Below are 15,803 nucleotides of genomic sequence, written 5' to 3'. Positions count from 1 at the left end.
ATTAGTCGCCACCCTTATATCCAATTCCACGAATTGTTTTTATGATTGTTGGATTTTTGCTGTCATCCTCAATCTTTTCACGCAAGCGTTTAATATATACCGTTAAAGTATTGTCATTTACAAAGTCCCCTGCAAAATCCCATAGCCCTTCTAAAAGCTGATTACGATTAATTACTTGCTTCTGATTATTTGCAAAGATTAGGAGTAGGCGGTATTCAAGAGAAGTTAATATAACTTCCTGCTCTCCTTTATACACTTTTGCCTTCGCTGTGTCTATTTTTATACCACTAAATTCAAACAGTGTTTTTGTGAATTCTGTCTTGTCATATCTGCGGAGTACAGATTTAATCCGGGATAGAAATTCTCTTATACGAAATGGCTTTGTTATATAATCATCTGCCCCCATATCAAGACCCATAACTACATTTACCTCATCATCTATTGCCGTTAAAAATATTACTGGTATATCTTCTTTTGCCTTAATTATTTTACAAATATCGTAGCCACTTCCATCTGGAAGAGATAAATCAAGTATTGCAAGATCAAAGCTATTAGCACCTATCGTAGTTTTTGCTGACTCCACATTCAAACAGTGGGTTACAAAATATCCCTCCTGCGTCAGAGAATAACAAAGTCCCGATGCAATTATTTTATCATCCTCAACAAATAGTATTTTCATTTTCCAAACTCTCCTTTATCTTAATATTTTAGCAATTACTCACATAATAACATATTATAAAATGTAATACTAAAACAATACAGACCAGCAAATTAATTTGCTGGTCTACATCATGTCTTACATCCTATTATTTTACATGATAGGGTTTATAAATTATATTTAAAAACCCATTTTCTTCATCTTCCATAACTTTAGCATCAACCTCGTACAAAGATTTTATTAATTCTTCCGTTAGAACCTCTTTTGGGGTTCCAAACTTAAGAATTTTACCCGCTTTCATTGCATAAATTTTATCACAATATAAGGCAGCAATATTTAAATCATGAATAGCAGATATAACTGTGACCCCCAGCTCTTTTATAATAGCCATAAACTGAAGTTGATACTTTATATCTAGATGATTTGTAGGTTCATCTAGAATAAGACACTCCGTTTTTTGTGCTAAAGCTCTTGCAAGAATTATTCTTTGCTTTTCTCCACCTGATAGGCTTGAAAAGCTTCGTTTAGCATAATCTGTCATACCTACTTTTTCTAAAGATTCTTTCATGATTTTATAATCCTGTGCATTATCTTTTTCTATAAACTTTTTATGTGGTGCTCTTCCCATTAGAACCATGTCGGAAACAGTAAAATCAAAATTATAATTATTATGTTGAGACACCACAGCCATTTTTTTTGCACTTTCTTTCATAGAAAAACCCTTAATATTTTTATCATCTAAAAATACGGCTCCTGTAGACGGCCGCAAGATTCGGTACACACATTTTAAAAGCGTACTTTTACCACTGCCATTGGGTCCTATAATTCCTACAAATTCTTTTTCCTTTGCATGAATACTTAAGCCTTTCAAAATATGGCTTCCACCTAAATAAGCTTCTACGTCTATTGTCTTTAGCTCCATTAATCATCCCCTCCAAATCCATAGGATTTACTTACCATAAGATATATAAAGCTCGGAGCACCTATCATAGAAATCAATATTCCTATTGGAAGTTCACTCCCTGGTATTATAATTCTAGATAAAACATCTGCCCAAACTAAAAATATAGCTCCTACCAATGCTGATAGTAGAATAATCCTTTTATGATCTGTTCCAAATATCATTCGTACAAGATGAGGAATAATAAGTCCCACAAATCCAATTATCCCTGATGCGTATACTATGAATCCAATTACAACTGATGTAATTATCAGATAAAACTGTCTATATTTTTGAAGGTCTGTACCTAAAGTTATAGAAACTTCATCACCAAGTAGCATCAAATTAAGAGTTCTATATTGAGTAATAAAAAATAATGTAGCTACTATTACAACAGGAAGAATTATTCTTATATTTTGCCAGTTTGCACCTGCAAGGCTTCCCATAAGCCAATATGTTATACTCTGCATACCATCTTTATCATTAGCAAAGTATACAATAAAACTTGAAAATGCTGAACAAACACTACTTAATGCCATACCTGCCAGCAAAAGCTTTGTGGAATTAGCTCTTCCATTTACATTTGCAAGGGTTAATACAAGTATTGATATTGCAAATGCTCCTAAAAAAGCACAGTTCCCTACATAATTGCTTCCAAAGAAAACACCAACACCAAGCAAAATCGCTAAGGTAGCCCCTAGGGATGCTCCTGAAGAAATTCCTAATATATATGGATCCGCTAAGGGGTTTTTCACAATTGCCTGCATAATGACTCCGGACACTGAAAGACCTATACCTACAGAAACTGCTAAAATAATTCTTGGAAACCTTATAAACCAAACAATATCATAAGCAGGCCCACTTCCTAAAATTTTCCCATCACCAATATTAAGTAGCTTGTACCCTATGATTTCATATACATCTTTTATAGAAATATGGACAGAACCCATTGTTACAGTTATTAAAATAGAAAAAATCAAGAAAATTACAAGCACAATGGAAACACCTATATAAATAGGTGTTCCATTGAGTAAAGCACTTTGTGTATTACTTTTATAAATTCTTTTCATTTTTACTTGTTTCCATATAATTCAGGATATAATCCTTTAGAAATTGTTTTTATACCATCTAAGGTTCTAATACCACTAGCATAAACTTCACCTAGCATTATAGGATGAACCCGTTTTGACTTTATTGCTGAAATGCTTGAAAGTCCAGCATTATTCATAATGCTTTTTAATGCAGCTTCTTTATCAATTTCTTTGCCGTAATAAACAGTGAAAATTACCTCAGGATTAAGCTTTATCAAATCTTCATTTCCTATCTTACCATCTTTATTTGCTACTAAATTTGCTCCAACACCTTTTGCAATATCGCCACCAATACTATCTTCTCCATAAATTCTATATACGCCGTCTTTTTCCACTTCCAAAATCACTGCTTTAACAGCTTGTTTTCCTTTAACCAAAGCCTTTGTTTTTTCAATTTCCTTTTTCATATTGTTAACTATCTCACTTGCTTTATCTTCTACATTGAAAATTTTACCCATGTTTAAAATATCATCATATTCATTTTGCAAACTATCTGGTTTAACAACACTACTATTTTGCGCCATATATGTATTTACACCTCTTTCATGCCAAAACCCTACATCCCCAAGATTTTTTTCACCAAATAGAGAATACCAGCCCAATATGAAATCAGGTTGCAATCCAATAACCTCTTCTTTTATTAGTTTTTTTTCATAATACTTTACTTTGCTAAAAGCACTTTTATATTCATCTTTAACGTCATGATCTAAGCCGGATGCTGCAATTATTTTATCCTGCAATCCTAATGCCAGTAATGTTTCTATTGAATTCTGATATACTGCAACAACCTTCTCTGGTGATTTTTTAAAAGTAATTTTAACAGGCTTTTTAGCATAATTATATGTTGTAATTGTAACAGGATAATGTGAGGACTGTTTGCTACTATTTTCTACTTTAGTTTCTGTTTTTGCTGCAGTTGCTGCATGTTTATTTCCACATCCAGTTGTTCCAAATACCATAAACCCTGCTAAAATCATACTTATTATCTTTTTCATTTGAATTTTCTCTCCTTTGTGTATCTCTTATATACTATGATATATTTATTAATATTACATCACCGCAGATGATGATTTAATGAGTACCTTCTACTACTTCTATATGATATTTCTCAAATATCTCCTTTATTTCCTTAGTTCTTTGAGTTTCGCATTTAACAATACAAACACCAAGGTGAAGTCTTTTAACCCCTTCCTTCTCTAATTTCCCAGCAATATTCATCAAATTTTCAGCAGAATTATTTGAGCAAGCATCACAGGTGAAAAAGGACATAAGCTCTAATTTTTCATTTCCATACATACTGAAATGTTTCTCTTTATTGTTTAAAGCTTTAAAACATCCCATGGTTGTACATATTCCATTTATTTTTTCACATACTCCAATAGCTATCTTCATTTTTACCTCCTATAAAGCAAATTATTTTTCGCAAAAAAATAGCCTTTTAACAATAGTTAAAAAGCTGTAAATTCAAAAAAGTATTTTTCAAACATTTACCACCCCTATCGCTCGTAGAGTTCTCAGTACATTAGAATAGGCAGGTCTTCTGGCTTAAGTATCAACATTCCTGCAGCCTTCCCAGTTTCCCAGTGGCATAATGCAAGAACTCCTCTATTACAGCGGCGGGACCGCGTGGGACTCAAACCCACTTCCCTTTTAATTAACAGATATTAAATACCTATTAAACCTATTTTTACATATTCAATTTTACAAAGTTATTCTACCATACTGTAAGTACATTAATCAAGTAATTTTTAGCATTCTATCATAAAATGACCAGTAACTGTGACTGCTAAAATCTATAAAATAACAGTGGTATCTCCATCTCATTTTTACTTGCCCCACCATGGACTCCTATAAATGAAAGTTCAAAAATATCCTTTTCATACCACCAAATATGATTGTTATCTTTAGGTAATAAAATAAGGTTTCCACATCTTTCTATCATTCGCTGGCTTGGATGTCCTAAAAACCCTTTTTCCTTCAATTCATCAAAAGTATATACGTAAACTAACCCCTTTAACTCTTTTTCTATTAGTTTCTTCACTGTAAATAAATGTTCTTCCTTAACATGAAGGAATAAATCTCTATGAAAACCTGTTGGTGAAATTAAATCATTATTTTTATTCTTCTTTAAATATATATCTATATTAGGTATTATTTTATTTAAATAGCACTTTGTACTTAAATCTGTATCTACTTGCCCATGATCTGCTGAAATCATAACTGCTGTATTTTTAAAGCACCCCTTGCCCTTTTCATAGAGTTTATCCATTTGTTTTAATAATTTCTCCACGGCTTCCACAAATTCTTTTGAAGTATTTCCTTTTTTATGAGCAATAGAATCTATTTCAGGCAAATAAACGTAATAGTACTCTTTGTCATTATTTTTTGTTAAATCCTTTGATAGCGATTCAAATAAATCCTCATATTCATGATACCCTTTCACTGTTGCATCTTTACACATTACACTGGAGTAGGTACTATCATTTTCAATTGATTTTTTATTTATCATATTCTCACCTCATTAAATGACATACTTTAAAATGTCATATCTATTTTAAATATGTTTATTATACATTACAATTTATTTGTTATTAAATTCCCAGATTCATATTTTTTAAGGCCTTTGTAGAACATAGTATAAGCTATTACTACCCATATTAATGCTACTCCTAAAACCTCTAAAAGCATAACAAGAGAAAACTCATTTATCAGCTTTGCAGGTATATAAACCACAAAGGCTACTGGTATAGCAGTATAAAGTATATACTTTACAGCATTATTAAATATGCCTTCTGGATAAATACTAAAACTTATGAAAAATTCTGTTGCAAGTTGTGCTAACCCCTCTGTATTACCTGAATAAAAACTTAAGGCATGAAAGGTCACTAGTACTGAAGATAATATTAAAGCACCTGTAATACAAAATAATAAAAACAATAAGAAACTTCTAACATGAAAACCTTTGATTATAAAAAATAAAATTACTCCATATAAGGTATCACCCCATGCGGATACTATAGTCTTAGAACATAGTATATTAATAAGAGGATCTTTAGGTTGTAGCAGATAGCTATCTAACTCACCATTTATTATCATTCTTGTAATCTGATTTACATTACCAAAGACCACAAAACAAAGACCAAAACTAGTAGACATTAAGGCCCAAAGCATCATTTCATCCTTAAAACCATATCCACCAATGGTGTTTACATTTTCAAATAATATCCACCAAAAAAATATAAATGCTGAATTATTTAGTATCATACCAAAACATTGTACAAGAAAGCTAACCCTGTATTCCATAACTGAAGATATATTAAATTTAAAATAATAACCCATTAGCTTTAAGCTCTTTTTAGCCTCCATTAACATTTAAATTCTTTGCCCCCTTCTTATATAAAGTCATAGCTAAAGTAAAAAATATTCCTAAATATAATAGTTGAATTGAAAATTGTTTATAAAAATTTGAAAGTGAAAAATCTACTGCAAGTTTTGCTGGCACATAAGTTACATAAGCAAAAGGTAGATACTTTGATACCTTTTGGAGCCAATCTGGAAAGAGTTCTATAGGCATAAGCATACCCCCTAAGGTAAATATTAGCTTTGAATAAATCCAAAAGAAAGCTGTATTGTCCTCAAACCAAAATGAGGTTAATGCTAACGTTATATAGATAAAAAAGTTAATACAGCAACCTACAATTAATGATAAGAATATAAAAGGGAGGTGCAGTACGTTAAAATTTTCCAAGGTCCCCGCATATATGAAACCTATAGAAAGTCCAATTATGCCATTAGTTAAAAGTTTTATGCCAATTTCACCTACAAAGTAGGAAAAGCAATAAATAACATAGTTATAAGGCTTGTTCAATAAGTAAGCTATGTTACCGCTCTTCACATCTTCATTTACTTGTACATGTATATCTGTTCTTGAAAGAGTAACAAGCTCCGTAACTATCAAGTACCAAATCATTGCATTTAAACTTAGCCCAGCAATTGTACTACCCTTTTGTGCATATATATTTTTCCAAAGCATTAAATATATAAACATTATGAATACAAAAAATATATTTTTACTAAGAAAATTCCAAAAATACACCAAGCTATTAGACATTGTTATTTTAGATATTTGTCCATATTTAAGAAATACCTTCATGCATGTCGTCCTCCTTATTCAGCTTATAAATATGTGATATTATTTCCTCAAGTGGTGGCTCTGATATGGTTATGTCATTCACCTTTCCGCATTTTATTAACTTAGTTAGCACCTGCTCTATATCTTGTTTTGATGTATCCACTTGAACCTTTATTGCATTTCCCTTATTTTTAATAATATTTAGTTCGCAATTGTCTAGATTCACTATTTCATTATACTTAATCTGTATTATCTTCTTGTTTAAATAGTCATGCTTAAGGCTCTTAATTGTTTCGTTTAATACCATCTCACCATGATTTATAATGATTGCCCTTTTGCATAATTGTTCTATATCACCGGAATCATGAGAGGTTAGGAATATAGTGGTTTTTTCTTCCTTGTTAAGCTGCAATATAAGTTCTCGAATCTTCTGTTTTACAACCACATCCAAGCCTATGGTAGGCTCATCTAAAAATATAATCCCAGGTTCATGTAAAATAGATGCTGCAATCTCACAACGTATTCTTTGACCTAAAGAAAGTTTTCTCACAGGAACATCCATTAAGTCACCTATTTCAAAAATCTCCTTTAAGAGGTCTATTCTCTTTTGAAGCCTTACTTTATCCATTTCATAAATATTTCCCAGTAAATGAAAGCTATCGAGTGGTGGTAAGTGAAACCAAAGCTGTGACTTTTGTCCGAAAACTGTACCTATTTTATAAGACAATTCTTTTCTTTCAGTAGCTGGATTCATACCTAAGACTTCAATATTTCCTGAGGATGGATATAGTATGCCTGTCATCATTTTTATAGTAGTTGATTTTCCTGCTCCATTGGGCCCTATGAAAGCTAATATTTCTCCCTTTTCTACTTCAAAAGAAATATTATTGACGGCATCAATCTCTCGATAGCTTGGTGAAAAAATTGACTTAACGCTCCCCCGTAATCCTTGTTCCTTTGTTTTAACTTTAAAAGTTTTGCAAAGATTATCCACTTTTATTATGCTCATTTTTTAACATCTCCTTTTTTCAAAAAAAATAAAGCCCTAAAAACAAATCTCTAGATTGAGACTCGTCCTTCAGGCTTTTTCCCTAAAAGTGTAGATATCATCCTGTATCGCTCGGACCAGACATTTTTTCAAACCGGAACCCTAGATACACTCTCACATTAAAGTAAATTATAGCATACCTTCTATATTTTACAAGTATATTTTAAAAATATTTTTTATAACCTTATTATTATCTTTGTTCCTTCTGAAAACTTACTAAATACCTCTATCTCACCATTATGAATTTCAATAATTTCTTTGCTTATAGCCATTCCAAGACCAGATCCCTTGTGGCTTTCATCTGTATTTGTAGCTCTATAATATCTATGAAACAGAGATTTTAAATCTTCCTGCGTAATTCCATTTCCATTATCCTTAATTTCTATTATTACACCTGATTTTTCACTTATATTTATATTCACTATAGTGTCTTTAGGATTATGAACTAATGCATTAAATAAAAAGTTATTTAATGCTCTTTTTATATATTTTTTATCGCAATCTACATATATTTTCTCTAAATCATAATCAATATTAATATTTCTATCACAATAAAGTGGATTATTCAAAATATCAATTACTGTTTCTCGTACAACCTCAATTACATTTTCTTTTTCTATCTTAAGTGGAATTACTTTATTTTTGAATTTATATATTAGCGCAAGATCGTTAATTAATTCTTGAATATACTCTGTTTTGTTTATAATGATTTCTCCATATCTTTTAACATCACCATCATCTAACTGATAATCCTCACCTAATAAAAGCTGAGCATATCCATTAACCGATGATAGTGGGGTCTTTAAATCATGTGCAATATTTGCAATCCACTCTTCCTTTGTATTCTCAAGATTTGTTCGCTCCTTCTGATTTTCTTCTAAATTCACAGCCAATTTATTAATGTTTTTATTTACCTCATTGTAGGCCCCTATTTTTTTAACGTTTTTAACATTAAATTTACCCTGTGATAGATTTTTAATATTATCTATAATCTCTGCTATAGGAGTTGCTAGCTTTCTCTGGAATCATTCCCTTAGCGCAAAGAAAATATGCTGCTAGCGTATACTGCGTTAAATATGATACTAAAGCTACTATAAGTACTAAAAGTACCACTAAGTATTTTATTAAATAAAATGTTCCCCTCTTTACAGGCATAACTAAAATCTGTTTCCAAGCATTATTTAAATTTTCTATCCTGCCCATCATTAGTATCACATACATCATTAAAACAGGTAATAATACTCCTATAAACATGTGCAGTGAACTTGCCGCTAACCCCTCCCAAGGAGTAATTTGTGGCATCTTAAGCTAAAAAAAACTATAGAATTTCACACCTAATAAAATTACTAATGCCGGTGCTAAAATTGCCATTTGAAAAATTGGTATCCTTTTTAACTTTAATAATTCAGCCTTTAAAAGTTTCATAATATGCCTCCTATTAATAACTCTGTTTTTTATTGAAATATATCACTGCAGAAAATAATCCTATAAAGATTAAAACTGCTGACATTATAATTTGCAAACTTAAATTCGCTTTAGTTAATCCATCAGAAAAAGATGCAAAGCAGTATGGATTATATTTGCTTATACTTATTCCTCTATAAAATAAATCTGAAGAAACAATGGTTATAATTGCAGCTACTCCTATTGATTTTAAAACATTTTTATTTTTTATTGTAATATATAAATGTATTGTCATAACTCCTGCAACTGATATAAATTGAATAAAAAACATTTTCACAAAATACATGCTATTAATAGCTTCGGGAAATCCTATGATTTTTCCTACTACAATTAATGATAAGCTATTTATAATTAACATAATGCTCATAAATATTAAGCTTGCTACAAACTTTGATATAACAATTTTTCCCCTTGCAATTGGGTAAGTTAATGACAATGTCCACCCATTATTCTTATACTCACTATCAAACAAAGATGAAATTATTATAGCTCCAAATAAAGGCAAGTATTCTTTAAAAAACACCATTTTTTGCTCTAATAATAACATTGACCAAGATGTAATACCTTTTTTTAATGCAAGTGGATAAAGATAACTTTCATATCTTATACCAAAGTCAATAGCCAGTAGCACTGAAGTGAAAATTGGTATAGCTATAACCATAAAAATTAGCATGCTTCTCCTCTGTTTATAGATATCATTAATTATTAATCTTACTAACATACCTCTTCCTCCATCATTAATGACAAAAACATGTCCTCTAAAGATTTACCCTCGTCAGACAAGTAATTAACATCAAATCCTGCTAAAACAAGTTCTCTACATAACTTTGATGGTGATAAATTCTCACCACTAACCAATAATTTACCTTTTTCCCCTGATAATGATTTAATTAACTCTCGAATTTCTTGAATACCAGAAGGATCTAATCCATTAGTTGGCTCATCTAAAATTATAAGCTTTGGATTTCCCATTAACGCCTGTGCTATTCCTAATCTCTGCTTCATACCTAATGAAAATTCCTTTACTTTCTTATTTCTAACTTCAGATAAACCCACAAGAGCTAGCACCCTATCAATCTCTGTTTTATTAAGCTTTAAAACCACTCTAGTTATTTCTAAGTTTTCATAAGAGGTTAAATGTTCATAATAAGAAGGCATTTCAACTAAAGCACCAATATCTCTTAAAATTTCCTCCCGCTTACCTTTAATATTTTTTCCAAAAACCATTACTTCACCAGAAGTTGCTTTAATAAGTCCTAATAACATTCTTATAGTAGTAGATTTCCCTGCTCCATTTGGTCCTAAGAATCCATAAATCGTTCCTTCTTTAACTTTTAAATCTATACCATTTACCGCTTTAAAATTCTTAAAGCTTTTTATTAAGTCCTTAGTCTCTACAATATAATTACTCATACTTCTACACCCCCGCTCTAATCTTTCTATCCCTTAAGTTATTGTTTAGCTTGTACTTTCTTATCATTAAATCCCATTAAAGCTACATATGAAATGTACATTACTACTCCGCCCATATACACATCATATAAATGGATTCCTGTAAATCTATCTATTGTAGATGTTGCTGACCCCATTAATATTACTGCTATTAAAGATTTAAATATTTTTTTCATTTTAATTTCTCCTCTCGATTACCTTATGTACTTATACTAACTCTTAGAGTTTAAGTTATTATTTAGCTAACCTTAATTCCAGCTTAATTTTATATACTTTATAAATTTTAATATTCAAGTATTTTTTTAAGTTAAGTTCAAATACTATAACCGTATTATTAAAGATTAAAGGAGGAATTAGTATGGAAAAGAATGCAAGACAACAGGTTGAAGATGTATATCACAAACTTCAAACTTCAAGAACTAGTCTTACTGAAGCCATAAGCACAGTAGAAAAGGAAGAAAACAGACAACAAATTCAGAATACTCTTAATGCTGTTCAATCCGCATTACAGACAGCTACTGATACACTTTCAAATTACACAGAGTAGAAAATAAATAAAAAGGTCAGCAATAGCTGGCCTTTATTTTATGTCCATAAATCTTTCATAGAACTCTTCTTTTTTCTTTAAACCCCCTTCTGAATATCTTCCATTCCTAGGAGTAACATTTTTATATTCATTCAAAATCATTTGTGCTCTTTTCTTTTTAAATCCTATAACTAAGAATGGATCAATAACAGCATTATGTTCTAAGGTAAATATATAATATTAACCGAATTTTTATTGCGAAAATAGCCTATGACATCTCCAAGGGCTTCAAATTTAAATCGCACTTTATTTGAAACCCTGAATAGTTGTAAAAATGTATAGGTCATAAATTGTATAATTATTAGAACTATTGCAAATTACTAAATAGGTAAATTCCTTTATTCGCAAAATTGAGAAAAATCGTTTTATGTCGAAAGCGTGTTATAATTGTAGTTATAAAATATAAAAGGAGGTATGACTTATGGATAATAAGTTATCAAAACATGCATATGGTGGCGTAGCTGGTAAAGACTACGTTCCCTACGTTTCAAGTGGTTCTAAATCTGGTGGAAACGTTGCCGTATTAATAATCGGTATTATTTTAGCTGTAATATTTTCAGCATCAACTGCCTATTCAGGTATGAAATCAGGGCTTACAGTTGCCGCTGGTATACCAGGTTCTATAATAGGTTCCGCATTTATAGCTGCATTTGCTAAACAAAAAGGTATCCTTGGCAAAAACTTAGTTCAAGGTATGGCAAGCGGTGGAGAATCCGTTGCTAGTGGTATAATATTTGTTTTACCAGCAATTCTTTTAATAGGTGCTAAAGTTACTTTCTTAGAAGGTTTTGTTGTTGGCGTAGGTGGAGTTTTATTCGGTATCGGAATAGCTTCTCTTGTTTACAATTACTTAATGATTGAAGAACACGGTAAATTAATGTATCCTGAGTCAATGGCTATATCTGAAACACTTGTCGCTTCAGAAGGTGCTGGAGAATCAATGAAGTTCATGGGAATAGGTTTCGGAATAGGTGGTATTATAACTGTTGTAACTAGTTCATTTTTAAATGTAGCTAATAACGTTATAAGCTATGTAAACGAAACTTTTTATAAGTGGAAATTTGAAGTTGAAGTTAACCCTCTATTATTAGGTATAGGATTCATAGTTGGTTTAGAGGTTTCTGTAGCTATGTTTGCTGGTTCTTTATTATCTAACTTCGGTATTATGCCTTTAATAGGTTACTTCTCAAACCTTGGAAGAGATGGTGCAACTGTATGGAATAATCCGAGTGTTGCTATAAACGCTATGCAAGTTAAACATATCGCTGGTAGTTATGTAAAATATATCGGTGCTGGTATGATGCTTTCTGGTGGTTTAATAGGTGCTATAAAACTTATACCTACTATAATATCTTCCATAAAAGAAACTATGAATGCTAAGGATTCAAATAGTGGTAGTGGCTCATCTGCTGGAACCCTAATGTTATTTGGTGGAGTAGTAGTATGTTTCATAGGTGGTTTCGTGGTATCTGGTGGTAATATAGCAATGGCTATATTTGCTTCTATTTTATCATTATTCTTATCATTACTATTTGTTATAGTTTCTGGTCGTTTAACTGGTACTATAGGAACTTCAAACCTTCCTGTATCCGGTATGACTATAGCTTCTATAGTTGTTGTAACATTATTATTTGTTGCAATGGGATGGAAAAATCCTGAAAGCAACAAATCATTACTTTTATTTGGTACATTTATAGTTACCGCTATATCTGTAGCTGGAGGTTACGCTCAATCACAAAAGGTTACTTTCATAGTAGGTGGTAACAAAAATGAAATGGATAAGTACTTTGCTATATCTGGCATAGTTGGTGTTATAGTAGTTATTGGTACTATATTATTACTTTCAAGCCAACTTGCAATGACTGGTGATAATGTTCCATTTGCACTACCTCAAGCTAACTTAATGTCAACATTAACTGCTGGTATAATGTCAGGTAAATTACCTTGGGTTATGATCATCGTTGGTGCTGCTATGGGAGTTGTTTTATTCTTATTAAAACTTCCTGTAATGACAGTAGCTATAGGCTTCTATTTACCAATAGCTACAACTTCTATAATATTAATAGGTGCATTAGTTCGCTTATTTGTAGAAAAAACTTCTAAATCTGAAAAAGAAAAAGATGTTAAAATTTCTAATGGTATAAGTTTATCTTCTGGACTTGTTGCCGGTGGTTCTATAATAGGACTTATAGGTATAATACTTCAAGTAACAGGTGTTATAAAAGGAGTTGGACCAAGTGGATTTACTGCTTCTAATGGAATGGCAGTTATAATATTATTAGGTCTAATAATAGCTACTCTAATACCTATAGTAAGCAGTAAGGTAAAAAATGCCAAGCAATAACGAAGACGTTTTAAATATAATATATAAGATCTCTCACAATTTAGAATATGAAGTGGATAAAGGCAATATTGTTACTATACTTGAAAAACAAGATCATAAGTTCCAAAAGTTCTTTAGAAAACTTAAATTCAGAATTCCAGAGTATAAAAAAATTTCTTTAGATGAATATGGAAGTTGTGTGTTTTTACAGATAGATGGCAAGAAAACTGTAAAAGATATTGGAGAAAGTCTAGAGTCAAAGTATGGTGATAAAGTTCAACCACTTTATGAAAGATTATTGTTGTTCTTAAACCATATCGACGTTAATTGTCACTATATAAAAAGAATAAATTTCTAATGCAAAAAGACTGCTGCACTAAGAAATTAGTGTAGCAGTCTTTTTTTTGCAAAAATACAATTCCCAGGCCCAAAATGTCCAGGAAAAGCTGTAAAATATATTTATGAAAATGAATAATTTAAGACAAAAAGATTATACCAGACTTATTTCCGCATAAGGAAAAATCAGGCAACCCCAATACAGATGCTTAAGGTTATACTCTATGCATAATTCTACAGGTAAAATCGAAACTGCATATAAAAGAGATATTAATTTAATTTCAACCTCTCCGTAGTTTTTCCTTTTATGTTATAGTACAATTATAGTGTCTTGAATAAATCATCAAAACAATTAAGCTTGAAAAATTAGTAATATTTAAATTTTACAACTTTAGGAAATATAATTGTTATCCACCACGCAATCTTAAAAGGAGGTTATTTTGTTTTGGGATACGACATTATAGACATTATAGATAAAGCTATAGCCATTGCATATAAACGAGAGATTCTTTACACAGAAATTAGTAAGCAACCCAATCTCCCTCCTGGTGTAAAGATATTATCTAAGGTTTTAGCTTACAACGTAGATAAAATTGTTCTTTACTACCAAAAACTAAAAAAAGAAGTCACTGATGATGAAACTGAAAAAATTGACTTTGCAATATATGATAAAATTTCATTTTTAATAAGTCAATTTAATTTAAGAATATATTCTACTGACGCTACAACGCCTAAAGAATTTTTGAGTTTTTCTATTAATTCTGAAAAAGAAATATTAGCCTTATTTCTTGATATACAAGGAAGATTGATTACAAATAGCAATGGTACAACCTCCAAAGCATATATATCATTGTCTGGTATTATTCAAGCTAAAACAAAACTTATTCAAGACTTAGAAAGTCATAGTTAATCTTTGACTATAATATAAAAGACTAATTGCATATTTTGCAATTAGTCTTTTATTACTTTTTAATAGGAAAGTAATGCTCTGGCGTTACATCATTAATAATTTTAAATTCATATCCATTATCCTTATAGAATTTTATTACTCTAGGTAGTACCTTACAAGTATTTTTATGCATATAGTCACAATGCATAAGCAATATTATAGGATGCTCTGTAATTGTAGTTTTTGTAGCTTCTCTATACAACTGCTCTGTAGGAGTTCTAAAATTTACTCCATCAGACATAATAGCATTCCAATCGTATATTTTAAAATTATAACTATGAAGTTGCTCTAAAAAAGGCCCATTTAAATGTTTTCTACTGCCAAAAGGGAATCTTATTATTGTTGGTTTAATTCCTGTTAGGGAATTAATTTCACCCTGAGTTTGTAGCATCTCATCTATAAATGCCTTTCTACTAGAATATATTTTCTTATATGTATGGGTATAAGTATGCAGCCCCATACTATGGCCTTCATTATATATTCTTTTTACCACTGCTTCTTGACCTTTGATTTGATTCCCTATAAGAAAAAAAGTAGCCTTTACATGATTTTCTTTAAGTATATCTAAAATTTTATCTGTCAGGACACTAGGTCCATCATCAAAGGTTAAATATATTACTTTTTCGTCATCTTTACTTAAACTAGAGTATGCTAATGTTTTTTGACTACCTAATAAACAACAATTAATAAATAAATAAAATGCTCCCAGCAATAAAACTATAAACCTAGTTAAACCTTTTTTTTTCATGTTTTCTCCTTCTTAAATTTAATTAAACATATATTGTTACGCTTAAGTACATAGCTTTATAATTTATTATTATCAA

Annotated in this window: 19 protein-coding genes and 1 riboswitch; of the genes, 4 read left to right on the top strand and 15 right to left on the bottom strand. The window is 30.7% G+C overall.

The features are described 5' to 3' along the window. Position 1 precedes the first annotated feature (1 nt). The 14 genes from G9F70_RS06950 to G9F70_RS06885 form a co-directional block, all read right to left on the bottom strand. On the bottom strand, positions 2-679 hold the full coding sequence (locus G9F70_RS06950; protein ID WP_164946619.1) for a response regulator transcription factor: 678 nt from the start codon (positions 677-679) through the stop codon (positions 2-4). Positions 680-806: 127 nt separating this feature from the next. Then, positions 807-1,580: an ABC transporter ATP-binding protein gene (locus tag G9F70_RS06945; protein WP_164946620.1), complete on the bottom strand. Its 774-nt coding sequence runs from the start codon at positions 1,578-1,580 to the stop codon at positions 807-809. Beyond that, the gene (locus G9F70_RS06940; RefSeq protein ID WP_187353010.1) at positions 1,580-2,668 is read right to left on the bottom strand and encodes a FecCD family ABC transporter permease; all 1,089 of its coding nucleotides are present in this window, start codon (positions 2,666-2,668) and stop codon (positions 1,580-1,582) included. The genes G9F70_RS06945 and G9F70_RS06940 overlap by 1 nt, the downstream gene beginning before the upstream one ends. A 2-nt stretch (positions 2,669-2,670) precedes the next feature. After that, on the bottom strand, positions 2,671-3,684 hold the full coding sequence (locus G9F70_RS06935; protein WP_202882651.1) for an ABC transporter substrate-binding protein: 1,014 nt from the start codon (positions 3,682-3,684) through the stop codon (positions 2,671-2,673). A 76-nt stretch (positions 3,685-3,760) separates the two neighbouring features. Further along, positions 3,761-4,081 carry a CGGC domain-containing protein gene (locus tag G9F70_RS06930; RefSeq protein ID WP_164946621.1) on the bottom strand — a complete coding sequence of 107 codons (321 nt, stop codon included), beginning with the start codon at positions 4,079-4,081 and terminating at the stop codon, positions 3,761-3,763. A gap of 120 nt (positions 4,082-4,201) precedes the next feature. Continuing rightward, a riboswitch (cobalamin riboswitch) is annotated at positions 4,202-4,380 on the bottom strand. 95 nt (positions 4,381-4,475) lie between these two features. Continuing rightward, a complete protein-coding gene (locus G9F70_RS06925) occupies positions 4,476-5,198 on the bottom strand; it encodes an alkaline phosphatase family protein (protein WP_164946622.1) in 723 nt (240 codons plus the stop codon). Between the two features lie 65 nt (positions 5,199-5,263). Then, complete coding sequence (locus G9F70_RS06920; protein ID WP_164946623.1) at positions 5,264-6,061, bottom strand: ABC transporter permease; 798 nt, start codon at positions 6,059-6,061, stop codon at positions 5,264-5,266. Then, positions 6,045-6,842, bottom strand: a complete 798-nt coding sequence (locus tag G9F70_RS06915; RefSeq protein ID WP_164946624.1) for an ABC transporter permease — start codon at positions 6,840-6,842, stop codon at positions 6,045-6,047. Before G9F70_RS06915 ends, G9F70_RS06920 begins: the two co-directional genes overlap by 17 nt. Further along, positions 6,826-7,830: an ATP-binding cassette domain-containing protein gene (locus tag G9F70_RS06910; RefSeq protein ID WP_164946625.1), complete on the bottom strand. Its 1,005-nt coding sequence runs from the start codon at positions 7,828-7,830 to the stop codon at positions 6,826-6,828. Before G9F70_RS06910 ends, G9F70_RS06915 begins: the two co-directional genes overlap by 17 nt. Positions 7,831-8,045: 215 nt before the next feature. Then, the gene (locus G9F70_RS06905) at positions 8,046-8,756 is read right to left on the bottom strand and encodes a sensor histidine kinase (RefSeq protein ID WP_224617455.1); all 711 of its coding nucleotides are present in this window, start codon (positions 8,754-8,756) and stop codon (positions 8,046-8,048) included. Between the two features lie 94 nt (positions 8,757-8,850). Beyond that, a complete protein-coding gene (locus tag G9F70_RS06900) occupies positions 8,851-9,171 on the bottom strand; it encodes an ABC transporter permease (protein ID WP_224617454.1) in 321 nt (106 codons plus the stop codon). Positions 9,172-9,307: 136 nt separating this feature from the next. Further along, positions 9,308-10,054, bottom strand: coding sequence for an ABC transporter permease (locus G9F70_RS06895; RefSeq protein WP_164946628.1), 747 nt, complete (start codon positions 10,052-10,054; stop codon positions 9,308-9,310). Next, on the bottom strand, positions 10,048-10,746 hold the full coding sequence (locus G9F70_RS06890; RefSeq protein ID WP_164946629.1) for an ABC transporter ATP-binding protein: 699 nt from the start codon (positions 10,744-10,746) through the stop codon (positions 10,048-10,050). The genes G9F70_RS06895 and G9F70_RS06890 overlap by 7 nt, the downstream gene beginning before the upstream one ends. Positions 10,747-10,784: 38 nt before the next feature. Beyond that, positions 10,785-10,961 carry a hypothetical protein gene (locus G9F70_RS06885; RefSeq protein ID WP_164946630.1) on the bottom strand — a complete coding sequence of 59 codons (177 nt, stop codon included), beginning with the start codon at positions 10,959-10,961 and terminating at the stop codon, positions 10,785-10,787. Positions 10,962-11,143: 182 nt separating this feature from the next. Here G9F70_RS06885 and G9F70_RS06880 point away from each other — a divergent pair, with 182 nt between their 5' ends. From G9F70_RS06880 to G9F70_RS06865, 4 genes are all read left to right on the top strand, one after another. Then, entirely contained in the window at positions 11,144-11,332 is a 189-nt protein-coding gene (locus G9F70_RS06880; RefSeq protein ID WP_164946631.1) for an EscE/YscE/SsaE family type III secretion system needle protein co-chaperone, read from the top strand. Between the two features lie 460 nt (positions 11,333-11,792). After that, positions 11,793-13,715 (top strand): OPT family oligopeptide transporter, encoded by a 1,923-nt coding sequence (locus G9F70_RS06875; RefSeq protein ID WP_164946632.1) that lies wholly within the window; start codon positions 11,793-11,795, stop codon positions 13,713-13,715. After that, on the top strand, positions 13,702-14,052 hold the full coding sequence (locus tag G9F70_RS06870; protein ID WP_164946633.1) for a PqqD family protein: 351 nt from the start codon (positions 13,702-13,704) through the stop codon (positions 14,050-14,052). Before G9F70_RS06875 ends, G9F70_RS06870 begins: the two co-directional genes overlap by 14 nt. Positions 14,053-14,475: 423 nt before the next feature. Beyond that, positions 14,476-14,940: a hypothetical protein gene (locus tag G9F70_RS06865; RefSeq protein ID WP_164946634.1), complete on the top strand. Its 465-nt coding sequence runs from the start codon at positions 14,476-14,478 to the stop codon at positions 14,938-14,940. A gap of 52 nt (positions 14,941-14,992) precedes the next feature. On the opposite strand, the gene G9F70_RS06860 is transcribed toward G9F70_RS06865, so the two are convergent. Then, positions 14,993-15,727: a polysaccharide deacetylase family protein gene (locus tag G9F70_RS06860; RefSeq protein WP_164946635.1), complete on the bottom strand. Its 735-nt coding sequence runs from the start codon at positions 15,725-15,727 to the stop codon at positions 14,993-14,995. Between the last annotated feature and the right edge of the window lie 76 nt (positions 15,728-15,803).

The sequence above is a fragment of the Clostridium sp. FP1 genome (assembly GCF_011065975.2).
In the GTDB taxonomy this organism is placed as follows: domain Bacteria; phylum Bacillota; class Clostridia; order Clostridiales; family Clostridiaceae; genus Clostridium_AD; species Clostridium_AD tagluense.
Note: the sequence above shows the minus strand (reverse complement) of the source record. Positions and strands in the feature narration are given on the sequence as shown.

Excerpts from the sequence above, each read along its gene's own strand:
- G9F70_RS06920 (WP_164946623.1), bottom strand. The coding sequence starts at position 6,061 with ATGTTAATGGAGGCTAAAAAGAGCTTAAAGCTAATGGGTTATTATTTT.
- G9F70_RS06875 (WP_164946632.1), top strand. The coding sequence starts at position 11,793 with ATGGATAATAAGTTATCAAAACATGCATATGGTGGCGTAGCTGGTAAA.
- G9F70_RS06880 (WP_164946631.1), top strand. The coding sequence starts at position 11,144 with ATGGAAAAGAATGCAAGACAACAGGTTGAAGATGTATATCACAAACTT.
- G9F70_RS06940 (WP_187353010.1), bottom strand. The coding sequence starts at position 2,668 with ATGAAAAGAATTTATAAAAGTAATACACAAAGTGCTTTACTCAATGGA.
- G9F70_RS06915 (WP_164946624.1), bottom strand. The coding sequence starts at position 6,842 with ATGAAGGTATTTCTTAAATATGGACAAATATCTAAAATAACAATGTCT.
- G9F70_RS06870 (WP_164946633.1), top strand. The coding sequence starts at position 13,702 with ATGCCAAGCAATAACGAAGACGTTTTAAATATAATATATAAGATCTCT.
- G9F70_RS06860 (WP_164946635.1), bottom strand. The coding sequence starts at position 15,727 with ATGAAAAAAAAAGGTTTAACTAGGTTTATAGTTTTATTGCTGGGAGCA.
- G9F70_RS06910 (WP_164946625.1), bottom strand. The coding sequence starts at position 7,830 with ATGAGCATAATAAAAGTGGATAATCTTTGCAAAACTTTTAAAGTTAAA.
- G9F70_RS06945 (WP_164946620.1), bottom strand. The coding sequence starts at position 1,580 with ATGGAGCTAAAGACAATAGACGTAGAAGCTTATTTAGGTGGAAGCCAT.
- G9F70_RS06950 (WP_164946619.1), bottom strand. The coding sequence starts at position 679 with ATGAAAATACTATTTGTTGAGGATGATAAAATAATTGCATCGGGACTT.
- G9F70_RS06895 (WP_164946628.1), bottom strand. The coding sequence starts at position 10,054 with ATGTTAGTAAGATTAATAATTAATGATATCTATAAACAGAGGAGAAGC.
- G9F70_RS06900 (WP_224617454.1), bottom strand. The coding sequence starts at position 9,171 with ATGCCACAAATTACTCCTTGGGAGGGGTTAGCGGCAAGTTCACTGCAC.
- G9F70_RS06930 (WP_164946621.1), bottom strand. The coding sequence starts at position 4,081 with ATGAAGATAGCTATTGGAGTATGTGAAAAAATAAATGGAATATGTACA.
- G9F70_RS06935 (WP_202882651.1), bottom strand. The coding sequence starts at position 3,684 with ATGAAAAAGATAATAAGTATGATTTTAGCAGGGTTTATGGTATTTGGA.
- G9F70_RS06885 (WP_164946630.1), bottom strand. The coding sequence starts at position 10,961 with ATGAAAAAAATATTTAAATCTTTAATAGCAGTAATATTAATGGGGTCA.
- G9F70_RS06925 (WP_164946622.1), bottom strand. The coding sequence starts at position 5,198 with ATGATAAATAAAAAATCAATTGAAAATGATAGTACCTACTCCAGTGTA.
- G9F70_RS06890 (WP_164946629.1), bottom strand. The coding sequence starts at position 10,746 with ATGAGTAATTATATTGTAGAGACTAAGGACTTAATAAAAAGCTTTAAG.